Source organism: Paracoccus sp. pheM1 (genome assembly GCF_018499825.1).
Lineage (GTDB): Bacteria > Pseudomonadota > Alphaproteobacteria > Rhodobacterales > Rhodobacteraceae > Paracoccus > Paracoccus versutus.
The window spans coordinates 663,679-685,773 of sequence record NZ_JAGXCX010000001.1; the positions used below are offsets into that span (position 1 = coordinate 663,679).

Annotated in this window: 18 protein-coding genes and 2 pseudogenes; 8 read left to right on the forward strand and 12 right to left on the reverse strand. The window is 61.1% G+C overall.

Annotation, left to right across the window (positions count from 1 at the left end; genetic code table 11):
* Positions 1-10 precede the first annotated feature (10 nt).
* A complete protein-coding gene (locus KF941_RS03305; protein ID WP_214272533.1) occupies positions 11-262 on the forward strand; it encodes a hypothetical protein in 252 nt (83 codons plus the stop codon).
* A 102-nt stretch (positions 263-364) separates the two neighbouring features.
* Here the strand turns inward: KF941_RS03305 and mcrC are convergent, their stop codons facing one another.
* The 8 genes from mcrC to KF941_RS03345 all read right to left on the reverse strand — a co-directional run bounded on the left by mcrC (position 365) and on the right by KF941_RS03345 (position 14,535).
* Positions 365-1,513, reverse strand: a complete 1,149-nt coding sequence (mcrC, locus tag KF941_RS03310) for a 5-methylcytosine-specific restriction endonuclease system specificity protein McrC (RefSeq protein ID WP_214272534.1) — start codon at positions 1,511-1,513, stop codon at positions 365-367.
* Entirely contained in the window at positions 1,507-3,711 is a 2,205-nt protein-coding gene (locus KF941_RS03315) for an AAA family ATPase (protein ID WP_214272535.1), read from the reverse strand. Before KF941_RS03315 ends, mcrC begins: the two co-directional genes overlap by 7 nt.
* A gap of 14 nt (positions 3,712-3,725) precedes the next feature.
* Positions 3,726-6,980, reverse strand: coding sequence for a DEAD/DEAH box helicase (locus tag KF941_RS03320; protein ID WP_214272536.1), 3,255 nt, complete (start codon positions 6,978-6,980; stop codon positions 3,726-3,728).
* Positions 6,981-6,983: 3 nt separating this feature from the next.
* Positions 6,984-9,746: a site-specific DNA-methyltransferase gene (locus KF941_RS03325; RefSeq protein WP_214272537.1), complete on the reverse strand. Its 2,763-nt coding sequence runs from the start codon at positions 9,744-9,746 to the stop codon at positions 6,984-6,986.
* A complete protein-coding gene (locus tag KF941_RS03330; RefSeq protein WP_214272538.1) occupies positions 9,743-10,354 on the reverse strand; it encodes a hypothetical protein in 612 nt (203 codons plus the stop codon). Before KF941_RS03330 ends, KF941_RS03325 begins: the two co-directional genes overlap by 4 nt.
* A 28-nt stretch (positions 10,355-10,382) precedes the next feature.
* On the reverse strand, positions 10,383-13,232 hold the full coding sequence (locus KF941_RS03335) for an SNF2-related protein (protein ID WP_214272539.1): 2,850 nt from the start codon (positions 13,230-13,232) through the stop codon (positions 10,383-10,385).
* A gap of 16 nt (positions 13,233-13,248) precedes the next feature.
* Entirely contained in the window at positions 13,249-14,154 is a 906-nt protein-coding gene (locus KF941_RS03340) for a WYL domain-containing protein (protein ID WP_214272540.1), read from the reverse strand.
* A 180-nt stretch (positions 14,155-14,334) separates the two neighbouring features.
* Positions 14,335-14,535, reverse strand: coding sequence for a helix-turn-helix domain-containing protein (locus tag KF941_RS03345; protein ID WP_214272541.1), 201 nt, complete (start codon positions 14,533-14,535; stop codon positions 14,335-14,337).
* A 280-nt stretch (positions 14,536-14,815) separates the two neighbouring features.
* Between KF941_RS03345 and KF941_RS03350 the strand changes: the two are divergent.
* The 3 genes and pseudogenes from KF941_RS03350 (at position 14,816) to KF941_RS03360 (ending at position 16,495) form a co-directional block, all read left to right on the forward strand.
* Positions 14,816-15,647: pseudogene (locus tag KF941_RS03350) on the forward strand (DUF3883 domain-containing protein).
* Between the two features lie 271 nt (positions 15,648-15,918).
* Complete coding sequence (locus KF941_RS03355; RefSeq protein WP_214272542.1) at positions 15,919-16,176, forward strand: addiction module antitoxin; 258 nt, start codon at positions 15,919-15,921, stop codon at positions 16,174-16,176.
* 4 nt (positions 16,177-16,180) lie between these two features.
* Complete coding sequence (locus tag KF941_RS03360; RefSeq protein ID WP_214272543.1) at positions 16,181-16,495, forward strand: type II toxin-antitoxin system RelE/ParE family toxin; 315 nt, start codon at positions 16,181-16,183, stop codon at positions 16,493-16,495.
* 833 nt (positions 16,496-17,328) lie between these two features.
* On the opposite strand, the gene KF941_RS03365 is transcribed toward KF941_RS03360, so the two are convergent.
* Positions 17,329-17,571: a MarR family transcriptional regulator gene (locus KF941_RS03365; protein WP_208021287.1), complete on the reverse strand. Its 243-nt coding sequence runs from the start codon at positions 17,569-17,571 to the stop codon at positions 17,329-17,331.
* Between the two features lie 449 nt (positions 17,572-18,020).
* Between KF941_RS03365 and KF941_RS28490 the strand changes: the two genes are divergently transcribed.
* Genes KF941_RS28490 through KF941_RS28500 form a run of 3 tightly spaced genes read left to right on the forward strand, consistent with a single transcriptional unit; the run spans position 18,021 to position 19,305 of the window.
* Entirely contained in the window at positions 18,021-18,437 is a 417-nt protein-coding gene (locus KF941_RS28490; protein WP_214272544.1) for an FAD-dependent monooxygenase, read from the forward strand.
* Between the two features lie 3 nt (positions 18,438-18,440).
* The gene (locus KF941_RS28495) at positions 18,441-18,611 is read left to right on the forward strand and encodes a hypothetical protein (protein ID WP_214272545.1); all 171 of its coding nucleotides are present in this window, start codon (positions 18,441-18,443) and stop codon (positions 18,609-18,611) included.
* 31 nt (positions 18,612-18,642) lie between these two features.
* A complete protein-coding gene (locus KF941_RS28500) occupies positions 18,643-19,305 on the forward strand; it encodes an FAD-dependent monooxygenase (protein ID WP_346428957.1) in 663 nt (220 codons plus the stop codon).
* Between the two features lie 42 nt (positions 19,306-19,347).
* On the opposite strand, the gene KF941_RS03390 is transcribed toward KF941_RS28500, so the two are convergent.
* Both KF941_RS03390 and KF941_RS03395 read right to left on the reverse strand, forming a co-directional pair.
* Positions 19,348-19,995 carry a dihydrofolate reductase family protein gene (locus KF941_RS03390; protein ID WP_214272546.1) on the reverse strand — a complete coding sequence of 216 codons (648 nt, stop codon included), beginning with the start codon at positions 19,993-19,995 and terminating at the stop codon, positions 19,348-19,350.
* Between the two features lie 158 nt (positions 19,996-20,153).
* Positions 20,154-21,287 (reverse strand): DJ-1/PfpI family protein, encoded by a 1,134-nt coding sequence (locus tag KF941_RS03395; RefSeq protein ID WP_240540204.1) that lies wholly within the window; start codon positions 21,285-21,287, stop codon positions 20,154-20,156.
* 104 nt (positions 21,288-21,391) lie between these two features.
* Between KF941_RS03395 and KF941_RS03400 the strand changes: the two genes are divergently transcribed.
* Positions 21,392-21,772 carry a hypothetical protein gene (locus KF941_RS03400; RefSeq protein ID WP_214272548.1) on the forward strand — a complete coding sequence of 127 codons (381 nt, stop codon included), beginning with the start codon at positions 21,392-21,394 and terminating at the stop codon, positions 21,770-21,772.
* A 104-nt stretch (positions 21,773-21,876) separates the two neighbouring features.
* Here KF941_RS03400 and KF941_RS03405 read toward each other — a convergent pair.
* Positions 21,877-22,092: pseudogene (locus tag KF941_RS03405) on the reverse strand (hypothetical protein); the annotation flags it as partial.
* Positions 22,093-22,095 lie beyond the last annotated feature (3 nt).

Sequence of the window (22,095 nt, forward strand, 5' to 3'; positions counted from 1 at the left end):
GGCGGTTACGATGCTGGGCGAAGACCCCGAGCTTCTCAAAGCCATCGTCTACAACGACGACAACCTGACCTATGGCTCGATCATCAGCGTCTATACCGGCCCGGATGACACCGTCACCGCCCTGACCGATGACGGTATCGATGAACTGAAAGACATGCTCAGGGACGCGCGCATCACCACCGAAACCTGGCACGCGTTCCTCGACGACTTTGTCGATGACGCGGAACTCGTCGCCCGCATCAAGGCACTGTCGCCGCGGTAACAATCGGGCGGTTACGGTATTTCGCCGCCGATCACACGTCCTTCTGGGGAGCGAAGGTCGGGTGAATACAGGCAGCCTGTTTCTGTGGGCAACCGCAAGCGATCACGCGTATGAAGGTCCATCCGCAGAAGTCTCGTTTCTGAACTGCAAGCTGAGCTTCAGAAGTTGCCGACGGATAGTTCCGCTGTCGGCCGCGAGATCTACTGTGGCGAACCGAATGAGATGACCGTGCACCGAGATGGCTTCGTCGATGGTTTCACCGATGACCGGGTGCAGCAACAAGCCCTCGGCCTTGTCAGCCAGTGGATCGCCACGTCCTGCCTGTGAACGTATATACGCGTAGATTTGGTAAAGGTACGCGCTACGCAACGTTGCCTCGCGGCGCCAGCCCGCCGTCACCATGCCAGTGAACTTGGTATCGATCACGATACGGCGGTCCACCAGCGCATCGTCGAGCATGACATCAGTCTGCATCCCCGGCAATATCTCTCGCGCACCCTCGGTCCACCAGTCGATCGGCCAGTCGAGCGCACCGCCTGTGCGTACGCGCCAGCGCTCCGGTGGCAGGAAGATTTTGTAGAAGCCGCCGACGGCGCGTTCGAACAACCGCCGGGCCCACTGCTCCTCTCTATCCGGCATCGGTAATGGTCGCGGGCCAGCCCGCTCGGTGGGCAGAACGAGGTCCATCGCAAGCATCGCCGCTGCGAGCATCTCGCGATCCGCCGTGTCGTGACGGCCAATACGGTCGGCGCTGAGCTCGGCTCGCGATGGCATGGCGCCGGCGACACCGAGGGCCTGCATATCCGCAGCCAACCGGCGGCAACGATGGCGAAGCTCAGGGCGCGCGACCAGCCGCGCTACTGCCTCGAGCGCGCCGCGGACGAAGCGGTTGCGCGGCGTGTCGACGCTGAGCTCGACGAAGCGGCAAGCCACGGCGCCGCGTGCGAGCAACTGTCGGCGCTCCGTTCGCAGGACGTCGATCCGACCCCGGACCCGCGACAGGTCGGCGCTGCGCGGACAGTAGCCGAGGCTCATCTGTCGTCGCTGGCGTTTCTCTACCGCCTGCGCCAGTAGTTCGGCAACGAGATCGGCAATCTCGTCCGGGTTGTGCTCGACGTCGACGAGTGTGCGGCCCGCCGTCCGGAACAGGTCCGAGGCGTAAAGCATCAGAAGCCAGATGTTGCGCACCGGGATGCGACCGATGAAGCCCGCCGCGGCGGTCTCGCTCACCCCGGCGTCGGCGCTCACCATCCCTGTAGCAGTCGATCGAGGGCCTCGCGCGCCGATTTCGGCGCGTCGAACCAGTATTCGTCGAGCAGCGGGCCGATCTCCGTCTCGGCCACCTGGCAGAACCATTCGCGCGTGGCGCCCGGTTCGAGCTTCGCCGTCGGGGTGACGTAGCTGTGTCCGATCTCAAACTGGCGACCGAACGCCTCGGCGATCTGCGCGTTCAGGGCGAGGAGGCGCCGCTCAATGTCTTCGGCGAGGGTGGGATCGAGGCCGCCGTTTGCGGTGACCCAGCGTCGCCAGGCTGGCCCAAGCCTCGGCTCGAGCCCGACAAAAGCGAAGCGCCTGCGAAATGCGAGATCGACAAGCGCGAGCGAGCGGTCGGCGATGTTCATGGTGCCGATAACAAACAGGTTCTCGGGCACATGCACCGGGCGGCGGACGCCGTCGGCATCGGGATAGCAGAGCTCCAGCGCCTCACGCGGCGTGCGCTTACCCGCTTCAAGAAGAGTCAGGAGTTCGCCGAAGATCTGCGCCGGGTTCCCGCGGTTGATTTCCTCGATGATCACGACGAAACGGGCCTCTGGTTGGCTCAGTGCCGCTCGGATTGCCTCCATGAAGACGCCATCAGCGAGCGTCAGTTTTCCGTCTCCGCTCGGCCGCCATCCGCGCACGAAATCCTCGTACGAGAGGTTCGGGTGGAACTGGACGGCTCGGACGCGTGCCTCGTCGCGCTCGCCCATCAGCGCGAAGGCGAGGCGCCTGGCGATCCACGTCTTTCCCGTACCCGGCGGCCCCTGAAGAATAAGGTTCTTGCGGGTGCGCAGGCGCTCTATCAGACGCTCGATCTCGCCACGTTCAAGGAAGCAGCCGTCGCGCAGGATGTCGTCGATATCGTAACGTTCCGCAGGCGCAGGCGCCTGGACAGGATCGGCGGCAGCGGACTCCTCCTCATCCTCAGTTGAGGCCGGGTCGGCGGGGCCGCGCTCTGTCTGCAACCCCTCGGGCGCCTTGTATCGCCAGGAAGCGAGCGACAGCTCGGGGAAGTTGTGCACCGGATAGCTGTCCTCCCCGAATCGCGCATTCAGGTCGTCAACAAGCTTGAGATAGGTTGCGCCGTTGCAGGGTCTCTGCGGTCCAATCGTCGGGATCCGCATCTGGAGCCGTCCCGTCAGGAACGCGCGCGAGTTACTGTCTAGGGTCGGGAACTCCCAGGGATGCGACCAGTAGAGCCCGGTCGAAAGATTCCATGAGGCACCCCAGACGTCGACCGCTGCGTCGTAGGCGGTGATGAACGTCTCCCGCTGCTCTGGCTGATCGGCCTCCACGAGCGCTGCCGCGGCAGCGAACACATCCCACAGCTTGTCGATGTCGCTTTCGCCGCGTTTGTCGCCGTAACTGAAGAACCACGACCGCTGGTTGTTCAGCACTGGAATGCCCTCGAAGGAAGCCGGTGGCTCCTCCTCCACGCCGATCAGCCTTGCCAGCGCCCCTGCAATCGCACGGCGATTGGCGTCCGTCATCGAGCGGTTGAACGTGCCCATTGTCGTGAAGGGGCATATGTCGCGCAGTGGGCCGGTTCCGCCTTCGGGATAGCGGTCCTGGAGATAGCCGAGCCCAGCTATGTCTTGTGCGATGGCATGGATGCCTTCGATCAACGGCCGCCGGTCCGCCCGATAGTCGAGAAGCTTCGCCGCAACGGCGCTGTAGAACGTGGTCCAGCGAAACCGCTGCTCGCCGCCCGCGTCGCCGAATCGTTCGCGCCAGAACGGCTCGTTGCGGAAACGGTCAAGGTCCTGGGTCTGACCGTCGAAGGCGAAGGCCAGCAGTCCATCCTCCATCCAGCCGCCCGGTGCGACGCGCCAGACAGTCGCGCGATTGGTGTAGAAATACCATTCGCGGGGCGACGAAACCGGCGACCAGTCGACTCGCACATGCTTGCCGTCATCGAGATTCGCGGTGATCGTGCCAACCGCCTTGATCGCCATCACCGAGACGGTGGCACCGCGATTGTCGAACGGAAGATCGTGCTTGCGCGTATAGGACGATTTGATCGCGATCCTGTCCCCCGGCCGCATCGAGCGCACGAGATCTCCGTACTTCCCATCCTCGTAGCCGTTTTCCCAGATACCCTCGGCTAGAAATCGTGGCGTCTGGTCCTCGGTGCGGTTGTACGCAGCGCCGACAAACCAGCTAGGCCTCTCGCCTGAAACTCCCGACATCAAACAAACTCCGCTTATGCCGCCATTCGCTGAATGATAGAGGCGACATAGGTGTCCCGTTGATCCTCCATAAATAGCACATGCATGTCCTCCAACTCCTGGATCGTCTTGCCCCAATTCAGCTTACCGAACCGTGTCGGTGTGACGATGAAACTGTTCAGGACAACATTGTCACTGGCGAGCCTCGTCTGGATGTCCTTGATGACTAGGTGGAACTCGATCTTTTTGTGACCAGGGCCTTCATGCTGAAGACCGTGAGGTTCCACGAAGGCCAGGTGTTGCTTGCCGTCCTTGACGAGCCAAAGGAGGAAGTCGGGATAAAAATTCCCCGCCTCGAAGAAGCCCACCCCGCGCCCACGGCTCTCGTTGCGGAGCAAGAATAGTTCAATCCCTTCTGATACCAGTCTGGCTTGATCTTGTTCGATATAGAGGCGCAGGTCATCGAGGAATTGGAATTCGCTCTCGTTCAGCGATACCGGTGCAATCTGGATCTTGCTGCCCTTGATGACGTGAAGCACTGGCTCGTAAAGATGGCTCCCGAACAGGCAGGCCTTCAAATCGCCGGCACGGAGAACTCCGCTCTTTCCGGCGGCGATCTGCTTGGTGAGGCTTTGAATGTCGTTGATGAGAGCCGCTTCGCTGGCATCGACGATCAGTTGGTACTCGCCGGCTTCTGGTAGGCTTCCATCGCCTGCTTCAATCTCCCGGAGCTCGAGCCGCGGTTCGATGAACGCGGCCTTGCAGTAGTTGTAGAATTCCTCCGAAAATTTCTGCAGGAGCTCCGCCGCCATCTCTTGCCACAGCGCTACGTTCCCGAAATCCGAGAACTCCATCTTCCCCGAGGGCACGACGACCTTGTACCAGGTCCGATCCTCAAGGAGCACTTTGATCATGGGCTTGGAGATGTTGAGGTTATGCCAGGTGCGTTCCCGCTTGAACTTTTCAAGCCGGAAGAACAGATCATCGTAATCTAAAAAGGCCATATGGCCTTCAGCGAAGACGGTCTCTTCTTTGCTTCCAAGCCTGGTGCCCTTCTTGGATTCGAGAGACTGGATGCGGGGATACCAGTCGATGACGACGCCCTTCTGGCGAATTTTGTCCGGCACAAGGGTTAAGGCCGGGACAGCGCCATCGCGCTTGAAGTCGTACTCCCGACCATCTCCCCGTTTCTTACGCGGGCGCAGCACCTTCAAGCGCTGCCCGAAATCGTAGGTGACCGTTAGGGGAACGGTGAACACCTGCTTCTGGTCGTTTCGCGGCAGCTCCTCTTCTTCGAGGAACTTACGGAAACGTTCCATGAAGTCAGCCTCGATCCCGAAAACGTTCAGGGTCTCAACATACTGGATCAGTTCCGGTTGGTGGGTGGGTGTGGCGAAGCTGCTGCGCTGGAGCGACCAGTCATAACCCTTGAGGCGAACACCGCGACCGAACAGCTGGATAATTTGCGCGCCTTCGCTCTTGCCGACATGCATGAGGCCGAGCGTGCTGACGCGCCAGCAATCCCAGCCTTCGACGAAGCGCTTGGAACCGATGAGCAGGTTGACCGGGGAGCTGGACAGATTGATCTGACCGAACATGGTCTCGGCAAACTCGGATTCCAGGACCGCAACGTTGTCGAAACCCCGCTCGGCGATATGGCTTGCCAAACCCGATGCGTCACCGACGTTGATCAGCCCGAAGGGCTTTTCGGCCTGACCGACCCGCAGCATGATCTCGTTTTCGTCGCCCTTGATCCGAGCGATCGACAATTCACCGCCGGCGCGATTCTGAAACAGCTTGTCGAGGATGTCACGGAAGAGGTCTTCGGGCTTCCATCCCTCCCGAAGCATGAGCTGCTGAAGATAGACGAAGCCGCCCGCGAAGATGTCACCTCCGTTCTCGTCAAGCAAACCGGTTTCCTGAGCATTTCCGGTCAGGATATGCTCGATCTCGGCGGCTGATGTCGCCTCGTGCTTGAGGAATTTCGCGATGAAGGCGAGGATCTTGCCAACATCGGAGACCGTCTCCTTTTCTGCCTTCGATCCAGTCGCCTTGGTAACGCTTGACCCGACGAATACCCAGAGCGGCTTCTCGATATTGTAGGGCGCATACAGACCATGCTTGTCCTCGTGGAGCTTCAGCTGCTGATAGAAGCTCAGAAGGCACGCCGTCAGGTAGGAGAACTCCAGTTCGGCAAAGGTCCGCGGCAGGTTGAAGATGCGGTAGTCCTTGCCATAGCCGTCCTCGTAGAAATACCTGTACGAGTAGTCGAACAAGATCGTCTTGGCGTAGGACGCCTCGATGTCGGGACGCTTTGCGGCTGAAACGGCCTCCTTCAGGGTGGCCGAGTATTCGAAGACGAAGCCCTTCTCCGAAAGGCGGGCCCGGCTTCTGAACCAGCCGCGCTCTTCCTGACTTCCCATTCCGCGGTGGGCTTCATCGACAAGAAGCAGGTTCTGGTCACCCAGATTGCGGGTTGCGATGATGTTTGGTCCGTCCGTGTCCCCGAGCTTGGTCACCTCGGTATAGTCCACCTGCCGAAGCCCGTTCTTGCCCGAGGACAGCAGGTCGCCGCTGTCTGTCAGCAGGCGGGATGCCACGATGTTGCTCCCCTTCATCTCACGCGCATGCTGCAACGAAAGCTGCTCGTTTGGCGTGATCAGCACGGTCCGCGTCAGGTCGTGCTTGAGCGGCGATTTCGATGCGTAGTGCCGGAACTGGAGGAAGTTGACGTGCATCAGCAGCGTCTTCCCCGAGCCGGTGGCGTTCTGCAGGCAGAGCTTGTTCAGGTCGTCGAGCTCATAGGGCGTTATGCCCGTCTCGTAGCCCTCGTCGGTCCAGTAGGTGTTGAATGCCGAGACATAGTCGTTCAGCGCCTCCTGCAGCGCCTCGCGGTCTGCGAAGAAGCGGTCGAGATAGATCTCCGCGAACAGCAGCGAGAGCCATTGATAGTATTTCCAGACGATCGGCCGGTCGCGCTTCTCGTTGATCGCCAGCGTATGGCTGACGATGTTGTGCTCGTAGCGTAGCAGGTCGGCCCGCGTGATCTGCGCGCCTTCCTGCAGGTGGACGTCCAGCGCCTTGTAGAAGTGGTGCAGGTTCTCGGACGTCATGCCCTCCGGCGCGTCCTTCACCGTCTTCGCCAGTGGTTGCACCGGCCGCAGGGTACGCTTGCCGTCCTTGTGGTCCTTCAGCGGGTCGAAGCCGAACAGGCTGACGATCCACTGGTTCAGCACCAGCTTGTGGCCAAAGGGGAGCGGCTTGGCCGAGGACTTGGGCTTTCTCGCCATGGATCAGCCCTCCACGTCCCACATCGCCTGATGGAAGGCTTCCTCGATCAGGCGCACTTTCCAGGTCTCCTCGGCCTGGCGGAGGTTGGGCAGGTTGTTGGAGCCGTTCACGTAGATCACGTCGAACTCGGTGTCCTGCGCGGACACGCGGTACTTACGGAACCACTCGTCCAGCATTAGGTTGTCCTGCTCGAGATCGCCAGTCAGCTTGCGCCAGACGACGAGCACCTTCTCGCGGTCGTTGTGATCGCCGGGGGTGCGCAGGGTGTAGCCCTCGACCTTGCGAAAACGCCAGGCACCGCCGTCGGTCTCCTTCAGCGCGCCGTCGAGCATCAGCCGGGTGCTCGAGTCCTCCGGCAACTCGGGATCGATCTCACGCTTGAAGACGGCGTCATAGCCGCGCCAGCGGTCCAGATGCTCGACATGCAGGCCGATCAGCCAGTTGAACGTCTCGATCAGGTCCACGGCCTTCTCGACATACTCGTCCGTGCCGGGCTTCTTGATCTTCAGCTTGTAAGCCGTGGGATCGTCGAACCACTCGATGTTCAGGAGCGACGAGCTGCCCTTGGTCTCGAAGTCGAGCCAATAGCGGAGCATGTAGTCACGCGCAAAATCAACGCCCGCTTGCGATATGTCAGGGCTCGGGGTCAGCGATAAGTTGTTTAGCGCATCTTCGTAGGACTCGAGTCGATGATATTTAATCAGTGTCGATACGCCATCTTTCTCAATGGGTGCACCTTCACTCCACGATGAACTGTAAGCCGACTTGATAGCCCGAGGCTTGAGTACGGCGTCAAAGTAGCTTCCGACTTCGCATAAGATGTGCCGGCGCTGTCCGTTGTCAGCGCGGTTTGCGTCAAAGACCGCGCTAGCGGTCGTGCCTGAGCCTGCAAAAAAGTCCATTACCCACGAACTCTTGTCAGTTGTTTGTCTGACAAGCTTTTCCACCAGCGCTGGCGGCTTTGGGTTGTCAATGAAACCTTTTTCACCGAACAACGCTTCCAGCTTTGGTTCGCCATCCGAATACTGTCGGATAACAGAAGTCGACACCACCGATCCGACCTCATGCAGAAAATATTTGAGCTGCGGAATTGAGTTTTCATCCGCTTTGAAGACGATCCTGTGGTCGTCTCGATACCCCTCAAAAGAAGGACGGGTACCTATAGACTTCTGGGGGAATGCCCATCCGCGCTTCGGTGGCTTGCAGGGCCTTTCTGTAATCGGGTGAGGTGGAGCGTAAAACCGAAAGTTGTCCGAATTAGAATCCCGAATATCGGATGCTTGTTTTCCAGAGGGCATGGACGGCTCCACCTCGCGGTAGACCCAAATGCTAGCCATCATTTTCTTCGCATCGACCTCCTCGACGAGCTTCCCGTCTGCATCCCGGTATTCAGCAAATCTGTAAGGATACAAGCCCTTCCACGGGTCTGCCTTCTTCGCCTCTGCTTTTGAGAGCCCTAGTTCTTGAGCTTCTAAGATGAACTGGTCTCGATGTTCCGTGTACAAAGCCTTCAGAGCGCCCTCTACCTCAGCGATAGGAGGGAACTCGTTCCCAATTCGATCAATCAGCTCGCGAACTTCGAAATAGCCTGGCCGCTCTTCGCGAAACATCGATTTCTCCGCTTCAACGCGGGCCTTAGATTTCGCAAAGACCTCGATGTACTCGTGGTTCGTAGAGTATGCTGGAGAGTTGTTGCTGACTGTGTCACGCGCCCAAATGAGCTCCTCAACGCGATTCTCAGTCCCAAAAACACTTCTCATGCACCAATCCAGCTCAGCACGTTGAACTTCATTGATGCTGCAAAAAATGACGCCTTTATCTGACATGAGAGAAGCATACGCCGCCAGCCGTTCATGCATCATCGAGGTCCACGATGACGATTTCAAAGAGTCCTTGTAAATAAACCCATCTGAGCCGGTGTTGTATGGCGGATCAATATATGTTGTCTGAACACTATTTTGATACTTTGGCGATAGGAGGCGCAGGACTTGGGAATTGTCCGAGTGTAGCAGAATACCGTGGAGAGATTGATCCAGCTCCTCAATGCCTGCAACAATTTGATCGCGCAGCGTTTCCGAAAATAATTCTGTATCAACGATCAATTGCTGATGGAGGTGGAGAAATTCCACCGAAAGAGGATTGCTATACCCCTCTAATTCGTGCGCGGCGAACAGAGTAACCCAATCCTCCCGCTGCGCGTCATTCACCGCGATCTCTGGATAGAACTCCACTGGGATGCGGTCGAGCGTGATGCAGTACTGCGTGTCGACTACGAACTTCTTTTTCAGCCACAGCTTCTTCTGAAAGTCCTCAAGCTGGGCGAGGAAGTCGATCAGATAATACGCGATGCGTCGCAACACCTTGATCTTGGCGAGATAGGTCTCCACTCGCGGCGCATCGGCGGACTCGATGTCGTCCAGCCGCATGACCTCGTTCTTGATGTAGAAATCCAGCTCGCGCCGCAGGAACCCGCCCAGATCCTTGTGGATGAAGTAGTCCATCGTGTTCCGGGCCGTATATTGAGCCAGGTATTTCTCCAGCAGAGCCCGGTCCTTCTCCGTCTCGGTCGGGGCCGGGGTCATCAGCGCGGTCACAAAATCGTCCGCGCCCTCCAGCGTGGGCAGCAACGCCTTCACTTTCTCGGCCGCCTCGGTCAGGCGCTTCTTCCGCCACGTTCCCTCTTGGCCGGTTTTCTCGGGGTCCGGGCGGTACTGGAACTGGATGAACAGCTCCGGTTCGCCGCTGTCGCCCGTCTCGATCCTCACCGGCTCCGGCTCGTGGATGATGAAGTAGCGCTCGGTCTGCTCGGATGCCTTGACGTTGTTGTGCTCGCCCTCGCTGGCGGAGACGATGTGGCAATGGACCTTGAGCGGCTTCTGCGCCAGCAGCGCGCCGTGATGTGTCTGGAACTCCTTCGCCTGCGTCGGGTCGAAGGTGAAGCTGCCTTGCCGTCCGTTTCCCGCACGAAATAGCGGCGGCTCATGAAGTCGCCGCTGTCGTAGTAGCGCTCGAAGAAGCGGTAGAGGTGATCGTAAACGTCGCCCTCGTTGCTGCCGCTGTCCTTCGCTGCGTCCCAAGCCGCCTTGGCTTCCCTCACTTTCGGCGCCGCATCGGGATCGGGCGCGCCGAATTCCTCGGCCTGCTTGCGCGCCGCCTCATAGGCCGCCCGCGCTTCTGCGACACGCGCCTCGTCGGCCTCCCCAAATGCCTCGCGAATGATGCCCAGCAGGTCCTCCTCGAGAAACTTCGTCACCTGGCCGGCCTTGGCGTGCATGATGCGATAGAAGCCGAAGTCCAGGTCGGGCTGGTCGAGTTGGAACAGCTCCTTCAGCAGGCTGATCAGGCGGTCTCTCTGTTTCTCAACGTTCGGCATGTGACGGATTTTCCTGCGTTCTGTTGGCTCATACCACCGCCCAACGGACGGCGAAGAGCTCTTGTTTGCTGATATGCTGCTGGAGGCGGGCTTCAAGGTCGGTGATCATCTGGTCTCGTTCCTCGATGATCTCGTCCTCCACCTCGAAGATGCGTTGGCGCAGCCGGCGCTTGGATTTCTCCAGATCCTGAATCTGCACCTGGATGCGGCGCTGTTCCTCGGGGGACTCGGCGGTGCGCGCCTCACGCTTGAGCTCCAGGATCCGCGCCTTCGCATCCTTCAATTCCTTCTCGGCTGCAAACACCTTGTCCTCGGCCCACCTTTCGAGCTTCTGGCTCTCGGCTGAGAACCACTCCGCGTTCTGGCGCTTCAGAGCTTCGGTGACAGCCTTCTCGCGCGCGGCGAGGGCGCCCTCAAGTCGGGCACTGTCGATCCACGCGGGATCGTCCACGACACGGCAGGGCATTTCGAACAGGCGCCGAACGGTCTCTTCCTCGATGACAGTGCCCTCATCCGTGATGGCCGCGAGCGGGATATGATCCTGTTCGTCAAAGCCGGAGAAGCTGAGGCAGCGTGCAGCCAATATGCCACTGCGCCCTACGAGCGGCTCAATGCTGACCGCCTTTGCCGGCCAGGCGGAGTAATCAAAGATGAGCGAAGCGCCGTTCAACGACCGGTCTTTGGCGCGCTGGATGACATGCTGTGCCATCGGATGGCCCAAGCGGTACCTGTGCTCGCTCAGACCATTCTTGGCGATGCCATAACCTCCGGTGGGGACCGCGACTCCGCTCGGCGATTCCTTCAGCGTAAAGGTCAGATGTTCATCATCGAACCGCGCATGATCGCGAAGCTCGTGCCGTGTCACCGCCCAGAGCATCCGTTCGTAACGACCGATGTATTCCTTGCTCTTGTCGAGATTGATCTTCAGGCGGTCGTGGACCTCCGCGTCAAAATTCTCGAGGAGCTTCCGGCGCGTGTCCTCCATGGCGGCGCTGATGTTCTCATCCATCTCGCCGCGCAAACGCGAAAATTCGGCCTCGATTTCCTCGGTCGTTCGGCAATTCTGATAGATGGAGACGATCCGTTTCTCGAACTCGACACCGGATTCGATCGATCCCAGGACTTCATCCGATGCGCCGAAAACCCCCGAGAACAGCTGGAACTTCTCCGCCAAGAGTTCGTAGACGCGTTGATCCGCGGCATTGTTCTTGTTCAGGAAATTGACCACAACCACATCGTAGAGCTGCCCGTACCGGTGGCAGCGACCGATCCGTTGCTCGATGCGCTGAGGGTTCCAGGGCAGGTCATAGTTCACCACGATGGAACAGAACTGGAGGTTTATGCCCTCTGCGGCCGCTTCGGTGGCGATCATGATTGAAGCGCGTTCACGGAAGTACTCGACCAACGCGGCGCGGATGTCTGCCGTTCGTGAGCCGGTAATGCGATCTGTGCCCTTGTGTTTCTCCAGCCAGGCTCCATAGATCGCCTTGGACTGCGGGTCATTGTTGGATCCGTTGAACAGAACGAGCTGATCTCCGTATCCATTTTCGGAAAGCAGGCGGACGAGATACTCCTGTGTGCGCCTAGACTCTGTGAAGATGATGGCCTTCTGGGCGGCGCCAAGCTCCTGCGTCTTTGCAAAGCCAGCCCTCAGAGCGCTCAGCAGCGCTTCTCCCTTGGCGTTCTCAGAAATAGAAACAGCGAGATCCCGAAACTCGCGTAGGTCGGATATTTCCTTCTCGATGGCGTTGATGTCGTCCGGAGAAAGAAGTTCCGGCTGATCGTTACCCTCCGACCATTCGTCGGCAAGCTCGTCGAATTCCTCGTAGTCCTCCGCCAGTTCCTCCTCGAGCTTGCTCCGGAGGTCTGTATCCTGCTTAAGCTGCCGCTCGAGTTTCTTTGCAAGGGAATCAAGAGCCCCTGCAATGGCAAAGGTGGAGGATGCGAGCAGCTTGCGCATTATCAGCGTCATGAGGGTGCGCTGAGCTGACGGCAACGCGTGCAGCGAAGGCCTGCGGAGGTAGTTAGACACCATGTCGTAAAGTGCCTGCTCCGCCTCCGTCGGTACGAACTCTTGTGTGATCGGGATCCGATTGGTGTAGCGAATATACTCGAGAACCTGCCGCCGCAGGGTGCGATGACTAACCGCTTGGAGGCGTTGCTTCAGTTCGTCGAACTGGTCATCGCCAGTGAGCCGTGAGTACTTGGCCCGGAAGCTCTTGGCGTCACCGAACGTGAAGTCGTCGATCAGGCTGACTAGTCCATACAACTCCATCAGGGAATTCTGCAGCGGCGTTGCCGTCAACAGGATCTTGGGAGCGTTGACAAGCGCGCCCTTCAAAGTGCGGCCAATACGATTATCCGGCCTGTACACGTTTCTGAGACGATGTGCCTCGTCAATGACCACCAAGTCCCAAGGGATGACCATCAATGCTTCGGCGTGACGTGCTGCGAATTGAAACGAAGAGATGACCAACCGGTTTTGCTCGAATGGGCTGCGCATCCCACCCTTCGACATTTTGTTGTGGTTCCTGGCCTCAAGAATGAGCGTTGGAAGGAAGAACTTTTCTTCTACTTCCTGGGACCACTGCTTTCGTAGATTTGCTGGTGTAATGATCAGGATACGTCGCTTGCCCTCGGCCCATTTCTGGGCAAGCACCAAGCCGGCTTCAATCGTTTTTCCAAGACCAACTTCGTCAGCGAGTATCGCCCCCTTTGAAAGGGGTGACTTAAAGGCGAAAAGCGCAGCCTCGACCTGATGTGGATTTAGGTCGACCTGAGCATCCAAAAGCGCTCCTGCAAGTTTCTCAGTGTCGGCAACAGAATGCCGCTTGCTCAATTCATGCGCGAAGAGCTTGGCGTGATACCCAGTGATCATTGCAACCCTCCGCCCTCTAACCAGTCCGACCTTCTAAATCGGTTCTCCGATCATCTCGGTCCGGCGATATGTTCTTCCCTATGCTCTCTCTATTCAGAAGCACGATCTGTTGGTCGTGAGGGCGTCGCGCAGCCGGATCGGTGTCCAGTCCCAGCCGCTTCAGCGCGTAGTAGAGAAGCGCCTTGCGGACCGGGATCCTGGCCTTTCCGCCGCGCATTCCGTAGTCGAGCGCGATGACTTTCTTCTGCGTGTCGGACAACTCTGGGTGCGGTCCGATCTCCAAAGTCACCTGCTCGTTCCAGTCGGCATCTCCATCAGTGCCGATCTCGCTCGGTTTGGTGCCGCGGGTCTCGATGATCCGCGAGAGCAGGAAGTCCTTAAAGCTCTGGTCGGTGAGGCAGAAGGCTCGCGTGTGCCAGCGAAAGCCATCGAACGCGATGGCGTGTGGTGCGATCCAGCGCCAGCGCGGCTCCGGTCGGGACAGCGATTGATACCTGACCTCGATAGCCTCTGATCGATGGATCGCGGCGATGACTGAACGCAGGGTTTTGGCACCGACGCCGCGGACGGGGGTCGGTGCGGCCTCGTAGGACGGGAACTGGCCGATCCAGGCATCAGCATGGTCAAGAATGCCGTCGGCAACGGAGCGCAACTGAGAGAGATAGCGGCTGGCGTCCGGCGTCAGGAAAAGTGGCTCGAATTTGGCGCCCCGGATGTAGGCTCGTGCGCTCTTGTCGTAGACCATGTTGTCCGGGGCCATACCGATGTAGCGGTTCAGGTCGGTGGACGCTTGGTTCACCGACACGCCGAACGCATCCATCAGATCGCCCCGATTCACATGCCCCTCCCAAAACAGGCGGAACTCGATGAATTCGAGCCGACGCTCGACACCCCACCGCAGATCGGCCTTTGCTGTTCCCACCACGCACTCCCAGTGACATGATCCGTCTTGTAACTAGGCGAACCCAGTTACTGGACTTCCGGTCAAGCTATCTGAGAAGCGGCGCGGGTTCAATCGGAATTGGGAGCGCCTGAGTGCAGACGGGAAGGCGAGGATAGTGGCTGTGCCTCGGCCACGCCCTGACTTCAAGTCGCGAGAAAGTCAGCCACGTTTCTGTTCTTCCCCGGCGGCTCTCAGCACTTCGAGTTCGAACGCTTCGACATCTTCCACCCTGTAGATCACGCGACCTCCGATTTTGAGGAATCGGGGGCCTTCACCCACCCAGCGCCAGCGCTCGAGCGTACGATGGCTGATGTTCCAGCGAGCGGCCAGCTCGATCTGGTTGAGATGTCTGACGGACATATTCGTTTCCTTTCGCACAAGTCGGTTTGACTGCGACAGGACGTAGGCGTGGATAAAAAATGCTATCAAGTCATATGTCCGGATGCGGTCTCCCACGAGGCAGCCGGAGACTCGATCGGTCCAGCTCTGTCCGACGCATCTCGGGCAACAGCGGAGAGCGCATTGCGCGTGTGTGCATTTTTGGTTATATTGAAGACGGGCACCAAGGAAGGAGCGCCACGATATCTTTGTACCGGAAGTCTCTGATGACAAAAGGACTTCTGCCCTTTAGCCTGACGCAATGTCGAACGGGCCCTGGACAGATGAAGAGAACAACCTGATCGTCGCGGACTACTTCGCGATGCTGGCCGATGACATTGCCAGGCGCCCCTATAATAAGGCCGAGCACAACCGGCGGCTTCAGGAACGGATCGACCGCACACGCACGTCGATCGAGTTCAAACACCAGAACATCAGTGCGGTGCTGAAGGGGCTCGGCGAGGACTGGATCCCCGGCTACAAGCCGGCGTTCAATTTCCAGATGACGCTGGTCGATGCGGTGGCGCGCTGGCTCGTGCTCCATCCCGACTGGCTCGGCCGGATGCCGGGCATGCGTCCGGTCACCGGCCTACAGGAGGCCGCGCGGCTCTGGATCGGCCCACCCCCTACGCTGTCCAACCAGCCACCGCCGCAGGAGTTGGAGCAGATGCTGCATATCGCCCGCAAATTCGATGTCGCGGGCCGGGACGAGCGAAACCGCGCGCTCGGTCGCGCGGGCGAGGAATGTGTGCTGGCGCATGAGCAGGCTTCGCTTCATGCCGTGGGGCGCGAGGATCTGGCGCGGAGGGTACGCTGGGTGTCGGAAGAGGATGGCGACGGCGCAGGTTATGATATCGAGAGCTTTGCACCGGATGGGCGGTCCCGCCTGATCGAGGTGAAGACGACGAACGGATGGGAGCACGCCGTTCCTGATCACCCGCAACGAACTGGCCGTGGCCGAGGAACGCCGATCGGAATGGCGCCTGTTCCGGCTCTGGAACTTCTCGCGCGAGCCGAAGGCCTTCGAGCTTCACCCGCCGCTCGATGCCCATGTCGCTCTCACCGCGACGACGTTTCAGGCGAGCTTTCACTGAGGATCAGCCGAACACCTTCTTGGCTTGCTCCGGCCACGGTGCGGCAATTGCTTCGACGAGGGACATGAGGCTGACCGCTGGAGACTCCCGGCCGCAGGTCAGGCGTTTGAGGACGGTGGGCGACAGATAGGCCAATCGCAACTGGCGACTGACATGCCGCTCGATCGGGCCAGTTCTGTACCGGCGCATCTCGGGCTATGGCGTAGAGCGCGTTGCGACTGTGTGCATTTTTGGTTATATTGAAGACGGATGCCATGGAAGGAGTGCCGCAATGTCCCGAACGACGACCATGACCGTCCGCCTCAGCGGCGCGCTCAGCGACTTCGTTGCGGCCAATGTCGGCGAGCACGGCTCCTACGAGAACATCAGCGAATATGTCCGCGACCTGATCCGGCGCGACAAGGAGCGGGCCGAGCGCGAGGCCTTCGACCGGCTGAAGGCAGAGTTGACGCGAGCCTTCGCCGCGCCCGAGGACAGCTACAAGCCGCTGACCGCGGCCGAGGTCATCGCCCGGAACCGGGCCTCCTGACCGGATGGCCGTCCGCATCCAGGAGGCGGCTTCGCTCCACCTCGACGACATCTATCGCCATACGCGCGACCGCTGGGGCGAGGCCCAGGCCGATCGCTACATCACCGGCATGTTCGAGGCGTTCGAGCGGATCGAGACCCATGGCGTTGTCTCGCGGCCCATTCCGGCCGAGTTCGGGGTCGAGGGTTTCTTCTTCCGCTACGAACGCCATTTCGTCTATTGGCGCCGGCTCTCCAACGACGATATCGGTATCGCCACCGTCCTGCATGAGCGGATGCACCAGATCGACCGGTTCCGGGAGGACTTCGGGCTGACGTAGGATGGGCCGCTACCTGTCCGTCGGTGACATTAGGAATCGTCTCGCATGCGTGACCGGACCAGCCCGAATGCCAGCAAGTTGCATAGTTCGGCGTGGCGTTCGGCCGGCGTGATCCGATCGGGTGGGAGCGATTGGGGCGTTTCATGAAAGGCGGCTCTCCCACCCATCCCCACCGCTCGAGAGTTCTGGGGCTGATGGTCCATCGGCTTGGCAGTTCGGCCTGATCGGGGGAGGTTTCTTGCATCTTCATCTCCTTTCGCGCGACTCGCACGGTCGCCGGGAAACGAAGGCGTGGAAACAAAAGGCAGGCAAGTCATGGGGTTGCGAGAGGCCTCCTGACCCCCTGATAGTTCTGCAGGGTAGAGAAAATTCGACGCCAGTCCCGACTCATCCGCCACTTCGGTATAAAACCGGGAACGCCGATTCCCGCCATTTCGCTCCCTTGGTGGCTATCAGCGTCCGCAACAGGGCGCTTTTTCTGCCTTATGTAGATTGCATCGTCGGCCACCTCGACGCGTTGCGCAAAAGCCCGGACGTGATCCTGCCGATAGTCGTGCTTTACGAGCCGGAGCCGGCTGCGCTCCCAGTTCCCGCACGGCGGCAGCTGTGAGGCGCGGATGGGTGGAGCTTGCGAGCATGACTTCGATCCGCGCGGCCTCGACGCGCACCTGATGCCGAAGTACCCTCTTACCTATCTTGCAGCTTCCGACAAATGCGGATGAGCGCATCGAGATCGCTTGGCGATAGCTTTGCGATCTCGGCCGGGGGACGATAGTAGGCCGCTTGCAAATCGTCCTTCGTCGCGCTTCCCTTTTCGGTTGCTCGCACGAGCTTCACCCGCCGATCGCTGGGCAACGCAACGCAACGCGGTCGGCCAGGCCGGATCGCTCCAGCCGGTCCACCAACCATGTCGCAGTCGAAGGGTCGCAGCCCCATTCGCGCGCCAACACCCCGATCGGCTTGCCATCCGCGTCGAGCGAGAACAGGGCGCGGGAATGGTTCGGTGTCAGTTCATGGCTTTGCTGCGCCTCAAGAAGCTGCGGCGCCGAACGCATCAGAAAATCAAACAGCGCCAAGCCTCGGTGGCAGGGTCCGGCGCGTCGTGAGGGCGTGTCGTCATCTTCGGTTTCGCCTTGCTTCAATGTCTTGGCATACTTTGAATGGTCAAATGATTTTGTTAGTCAAAAGAAATGCCGGCAGCACGTGACCCGGCTCTGCCGGAGGCGAACCCGTTTATGCCAAGCACGGGAGAAGCCCATGAGCACGCATATCCCTGTCCTGATCGTCGGCAGCGGCCTGAACGGCCTGACGGCCGCAGCACTTCTCGCCCATCAGGGTATCGGCTGCATGGTGGTGAAGCGCCATGCCGACACGTCGATCCAGTACAAATTCGCCGGCATCTCGCCCCGCAGCATGGAGATATTCCGCGGCCTCGGGCTGGAGGCGGAAATCCGCGCCAAACGCACCGGTGACCAGCAGGGGGCGGCATTGTGCGGGGAAGAAACCTTGCCGATCCAGATATGCGATGGTGCCATGGCCCGGTGCCAGCCCCTACAGCCTCACGCAGCCTGCGACTTGCGACCAGCACGTTCTGGAACCGATCCTGCAGCATTGCGCAGAGAGGCTGGGTGCGGACATTCGCTTCAGCAGCGAGCGCTTGTCCTTCGAGCAGGACGCCGCCGGTGTTCGCGCCGTCATCCGAAATCGCGAAACCGGGAAGGAGGAAACGGCGGTCGCCGACTATCTGATCACCGCCGACGGTGCCGGCAGCAGGCTCCGCGAGATGTTCGGCATCGGCCGAAGCGGTCCGGGCGTGTTGCAGCACTGGATGAACATCATCTTCGACACCGACTTGTCTTCCGAGATCGGCGGCGAGCGCTTCACCTCCTGCTTCGTTACCGACCTCAACGCCACCGTCACGCCGCGTCCTGGCGGGCGCTGACTGGTGGCATTGCAGTATTTTCCAGAGAAAGGCGAGCGACCGGAGGATTTCGACCGCGACCGTTACCGGGAACTCGTCGAAAAGGCGGCCGGCCGATCCGGCATCAAGGCGGAGTTGGTCGACGCGCGGTTCTGGGAGATGGCGGCATGCGTCGCCAAGCGCTTCCGCGGGTAGCTGTTTTCTGGTCGGCGACGCCGCGCACCTCATGCCGCCGACCGGGGCATTCGGGGGCAATTCGGGCATCCACGCCGCGCACAACCTGGCCGGGAAGCTCACCATGGTCGTCCGGGGCGAGGCGGATGCCGGCCTGCTTGACAGCTACGACGCGGAGCGCCGGTCGGTGATCGCCGCGACGGTCGCGCAGGCGCTTGCCCGCTTGCAGCAGTGGTTCAAGGGTCCTGCGGGGCGGCTGCCGCCTGCCGTCGCCATCGTGGACGACTACGATATCGTGTTCGGGCAGCGCTACGACACGGGTGCGATCGTGCCGGAAGGTCCGCCGCCGGATCGCCTCTTCGAGCCGGTCGCCGAACTGTCGGGCCGGCCCGGCACACGCGCGCCGCATCTGGTGGTCGAGCGCAACGGAGAGCCGATCTCGATGCTCGACCTAGTCGACCGCGGCTTTGTTCTGCTTGCGGCAGAGGCCGCATGGCGCCGGGCGAGGGCGGCCGTCAGCGAAAGACAGGGCATTACGCTCGCCGGCGGACTACCTCTTCCATGCCGTATTGCTGGCAGTACTTGTTTCGGGGCTTGCCATTGCCTGGAGGTCGTCGCGCCAATGAACGAAGGACCGGGACGGTTAGTGGCCGGCGTTGCTGCCGGTGCGCGCGGCTTCAAGCTGATGACGGATTCATTGCGCAGCGCGGACTGATGCCCGGTTTCGCCCGGCTGTCGGCCACCGGGGGACCGTGGTTTACAGACCTCGGCGCGTGAATCTCAGATGCGTCACCCTGCTCGGCGACGAGACCGCCTCGATCTCATAGCTCTGCTCCAGGGCTTCGAGACCGTCCCACAGCCGGACGCCGCGGCCGAGCAGGATCGGCACCACCGCGACATGGGCGTGGTCGACCAGGCCGGCGGCGAAGAAGTCGCGCACGACGGTCGCGCCGCCGCCGATCCGCACGCCCTGGCCCTTCGCGGCCTCGCGCGCCATCGCGAGCGCCTCGGCGGGCGAGGCATCGATGAAGTGAAACGTCGTGCCGCCCTCCATCTCGATCGGCGGGCGGGTGTGATGGGTCAGGACGAAGACCGGCGTGTGGAACGGCGGGCTGGAACCCCACCAACCTTTCCAGTCGGGATCGTCCTGCCATCCGGGGAAGCCGTATTTGCCGGCGCCCATGATCTCGGCGCCGATGCCGGTGTCGTGCTGGCGAACGAGCGCGTCGTCGATGCCGCCGGTTCCACCCTGTCGGCCAGTTCTCTCCCGCCACCATCGGGTCTCGAACATCCATTCGTGGAGACTTTCGTCCGCATGGCCGAACGGGCGATCGCGGCTCAGGCCTTCCCCGGTGCCGAAACCGTCGAGCGAGATGGCAAAGTTCTGGACTTGGGCGAGCGACATGTCGATATTCCTTCTGTCTGTCGGGCCAGGACCGCGATCGACCTGCGGCCGCTGGCCTCTTCACCTTTTCAGCTGCGGACGGCATCGCCGCCGCGATGGAAGCCGAGCGTCAGCCAGGGGACGTGCAGATGCGCGACCCGGCAAGTTCCGCGAATCCTTCATGGCACAGTCTCAGCCCAAGGATATTCAAGCTGCATGGCCACCACCCTGGCCGTGCGCTGGCCATATCGCCCGGCGATCGCCTGAAGATTGAGGTCGAGGGCAGCTTCGGGTCGCCGGTCCGGGAAGATCGAGACGGTGCGCTCCTGCGGCCAGGCCTCCGCAACCAGGCCGGGCAGGATGCGAATGCCGTTCGCCGTCACGATGGCGGACGTCGAGGCAGCGAAGGTGACGGCCTTCGACTGATAGGTCCGCGACCAGGCATCGGCGACCTGAGCCAACGCAACCTCGTCGATGCCCGGTTCCAGGGCGATCCCGAACGCGTCGCGGTTCCAGAAGGCGACCAGGTTGCCCAGAACAGTGGTGGCGAACGAGCGGCTAAACCTGAATGCGCTGCTCGCATGCCGCGCGTCCCAGCGGTCGACGCCGAGATCCTGGGCCACGGCCTCTGCCTTTTTGCGGCCGGCGACGGCCTCGATCAGGGTCAGCATCATGGGCACGGATGCGGTGATGCCGGTGGTCGTCGCGACGTTTCCGTCGATCACGAAGCGCCGGTCCGCGACATACTCGATCGTCGGGCTGCGCCGAAGCAGGTCCTTCAGGTAGTACCAGTGTGTCGTGGCGCGCCTGCCGTCGAGCAGGCCGGCCGCGCCGACGATCTTGGCCCCGGCGCAGACAGCGATGACGATGGCGCCCTTGTCCGATTGCTGCCGCAGCCATGCCAGCACGGCGGGATCGTCGTCGCGGCTCATTGCCGGCACGATCACATAGTCCGCCCCGTCCGGGTGCGCAGCGTCGAATTCGGCGATCGTCGCATCCGGCTCAACCGCGTTGAGCGCGGGATAGAGATGGACCGGACCAGGGCCGGCCGCCAGCATCAGCACATCGGCCACGTCGGCGCGCCGCAGGATTCCTGTCGGCACCACGTAGTCCGTCGTCTCGGTCGCATCGTTGAGGCCGATGACGGCGATGACCGGCCGCCGCTTCCTGGAGGGCTGGAGCGCGTCCAGCATCGCCGCCGTCTCGGAGGCAGGCACCGGCGGCGCGGATGCCGCCATATCGGACGGCAACGCCGCGAGCCACAGGCCGAAGCCACCCGCCACGACGATGACGGCCCCGATGAGTCCCCACATGGCAACCATGCCTTTTCTCACTTTGGTCCTCCGGGTTCCAGGTTGACCTGATCTTACCGCGGGCCGGTCATGGCTGAAATGACATAAAGCCGGCAAAAACTGCCATGATACGCAATATCGCCATTGTGCTCCATCCGGGATTTCAACTGCTCGACACGGCCGGCCCGACCGCAGCCTTCGAGATGGCGGAGCGCTTCCGGCCGGGCAGCTACCAGCTCAGGGTCATGGCACCGGGCATCTGCCGCGCGACGGCGCGCGTGGAAAGCTCCTTCGGCCTCAGCCTCGCGGCCGAGCCGTTGCGCGACGGCCCCTTCGATACAATCCTCGTCTCGGGCGGCGAGATCATCCGCTCGATGGCGGCAGCGCAGCAGATCGTCGCCTGGGCTGAGGAGCGTGACGGCCCGGCGCATCGCCAGCGTCTGCTCGGGCGCTTTCCTGCTCGCCGAGGCCAGCCGCCGCAGGCATTGCGACGCGCTCGGGCCTGAGCGCCCGTCGCCCGCTCTTTGCCAGATCCACGAAACGGGCGTGATGGCCATCGGCCTCATCGCGCCGGACGGCATGCGATGGCGAACGACCTGGCGCGTGGCGGCTATCGTCTCCTGCTGCGTTGTCTCATCAAGGGGAGTGGGCGGCCTTGAACGGCCGCCGTTTCCATGTCCTTGCAGGCGCCCACGTCCAGCATCGGGTGCGGCGCGAGACAGCGGGTCTGGAAGGCCTCGAACACCGGCCAGATATCGAGAAGCGCGTCGATGCCTTCCGATGTGACGGGAACGGGGTTGCCGTAGGCATCGCCGACACCTTCCCAGCC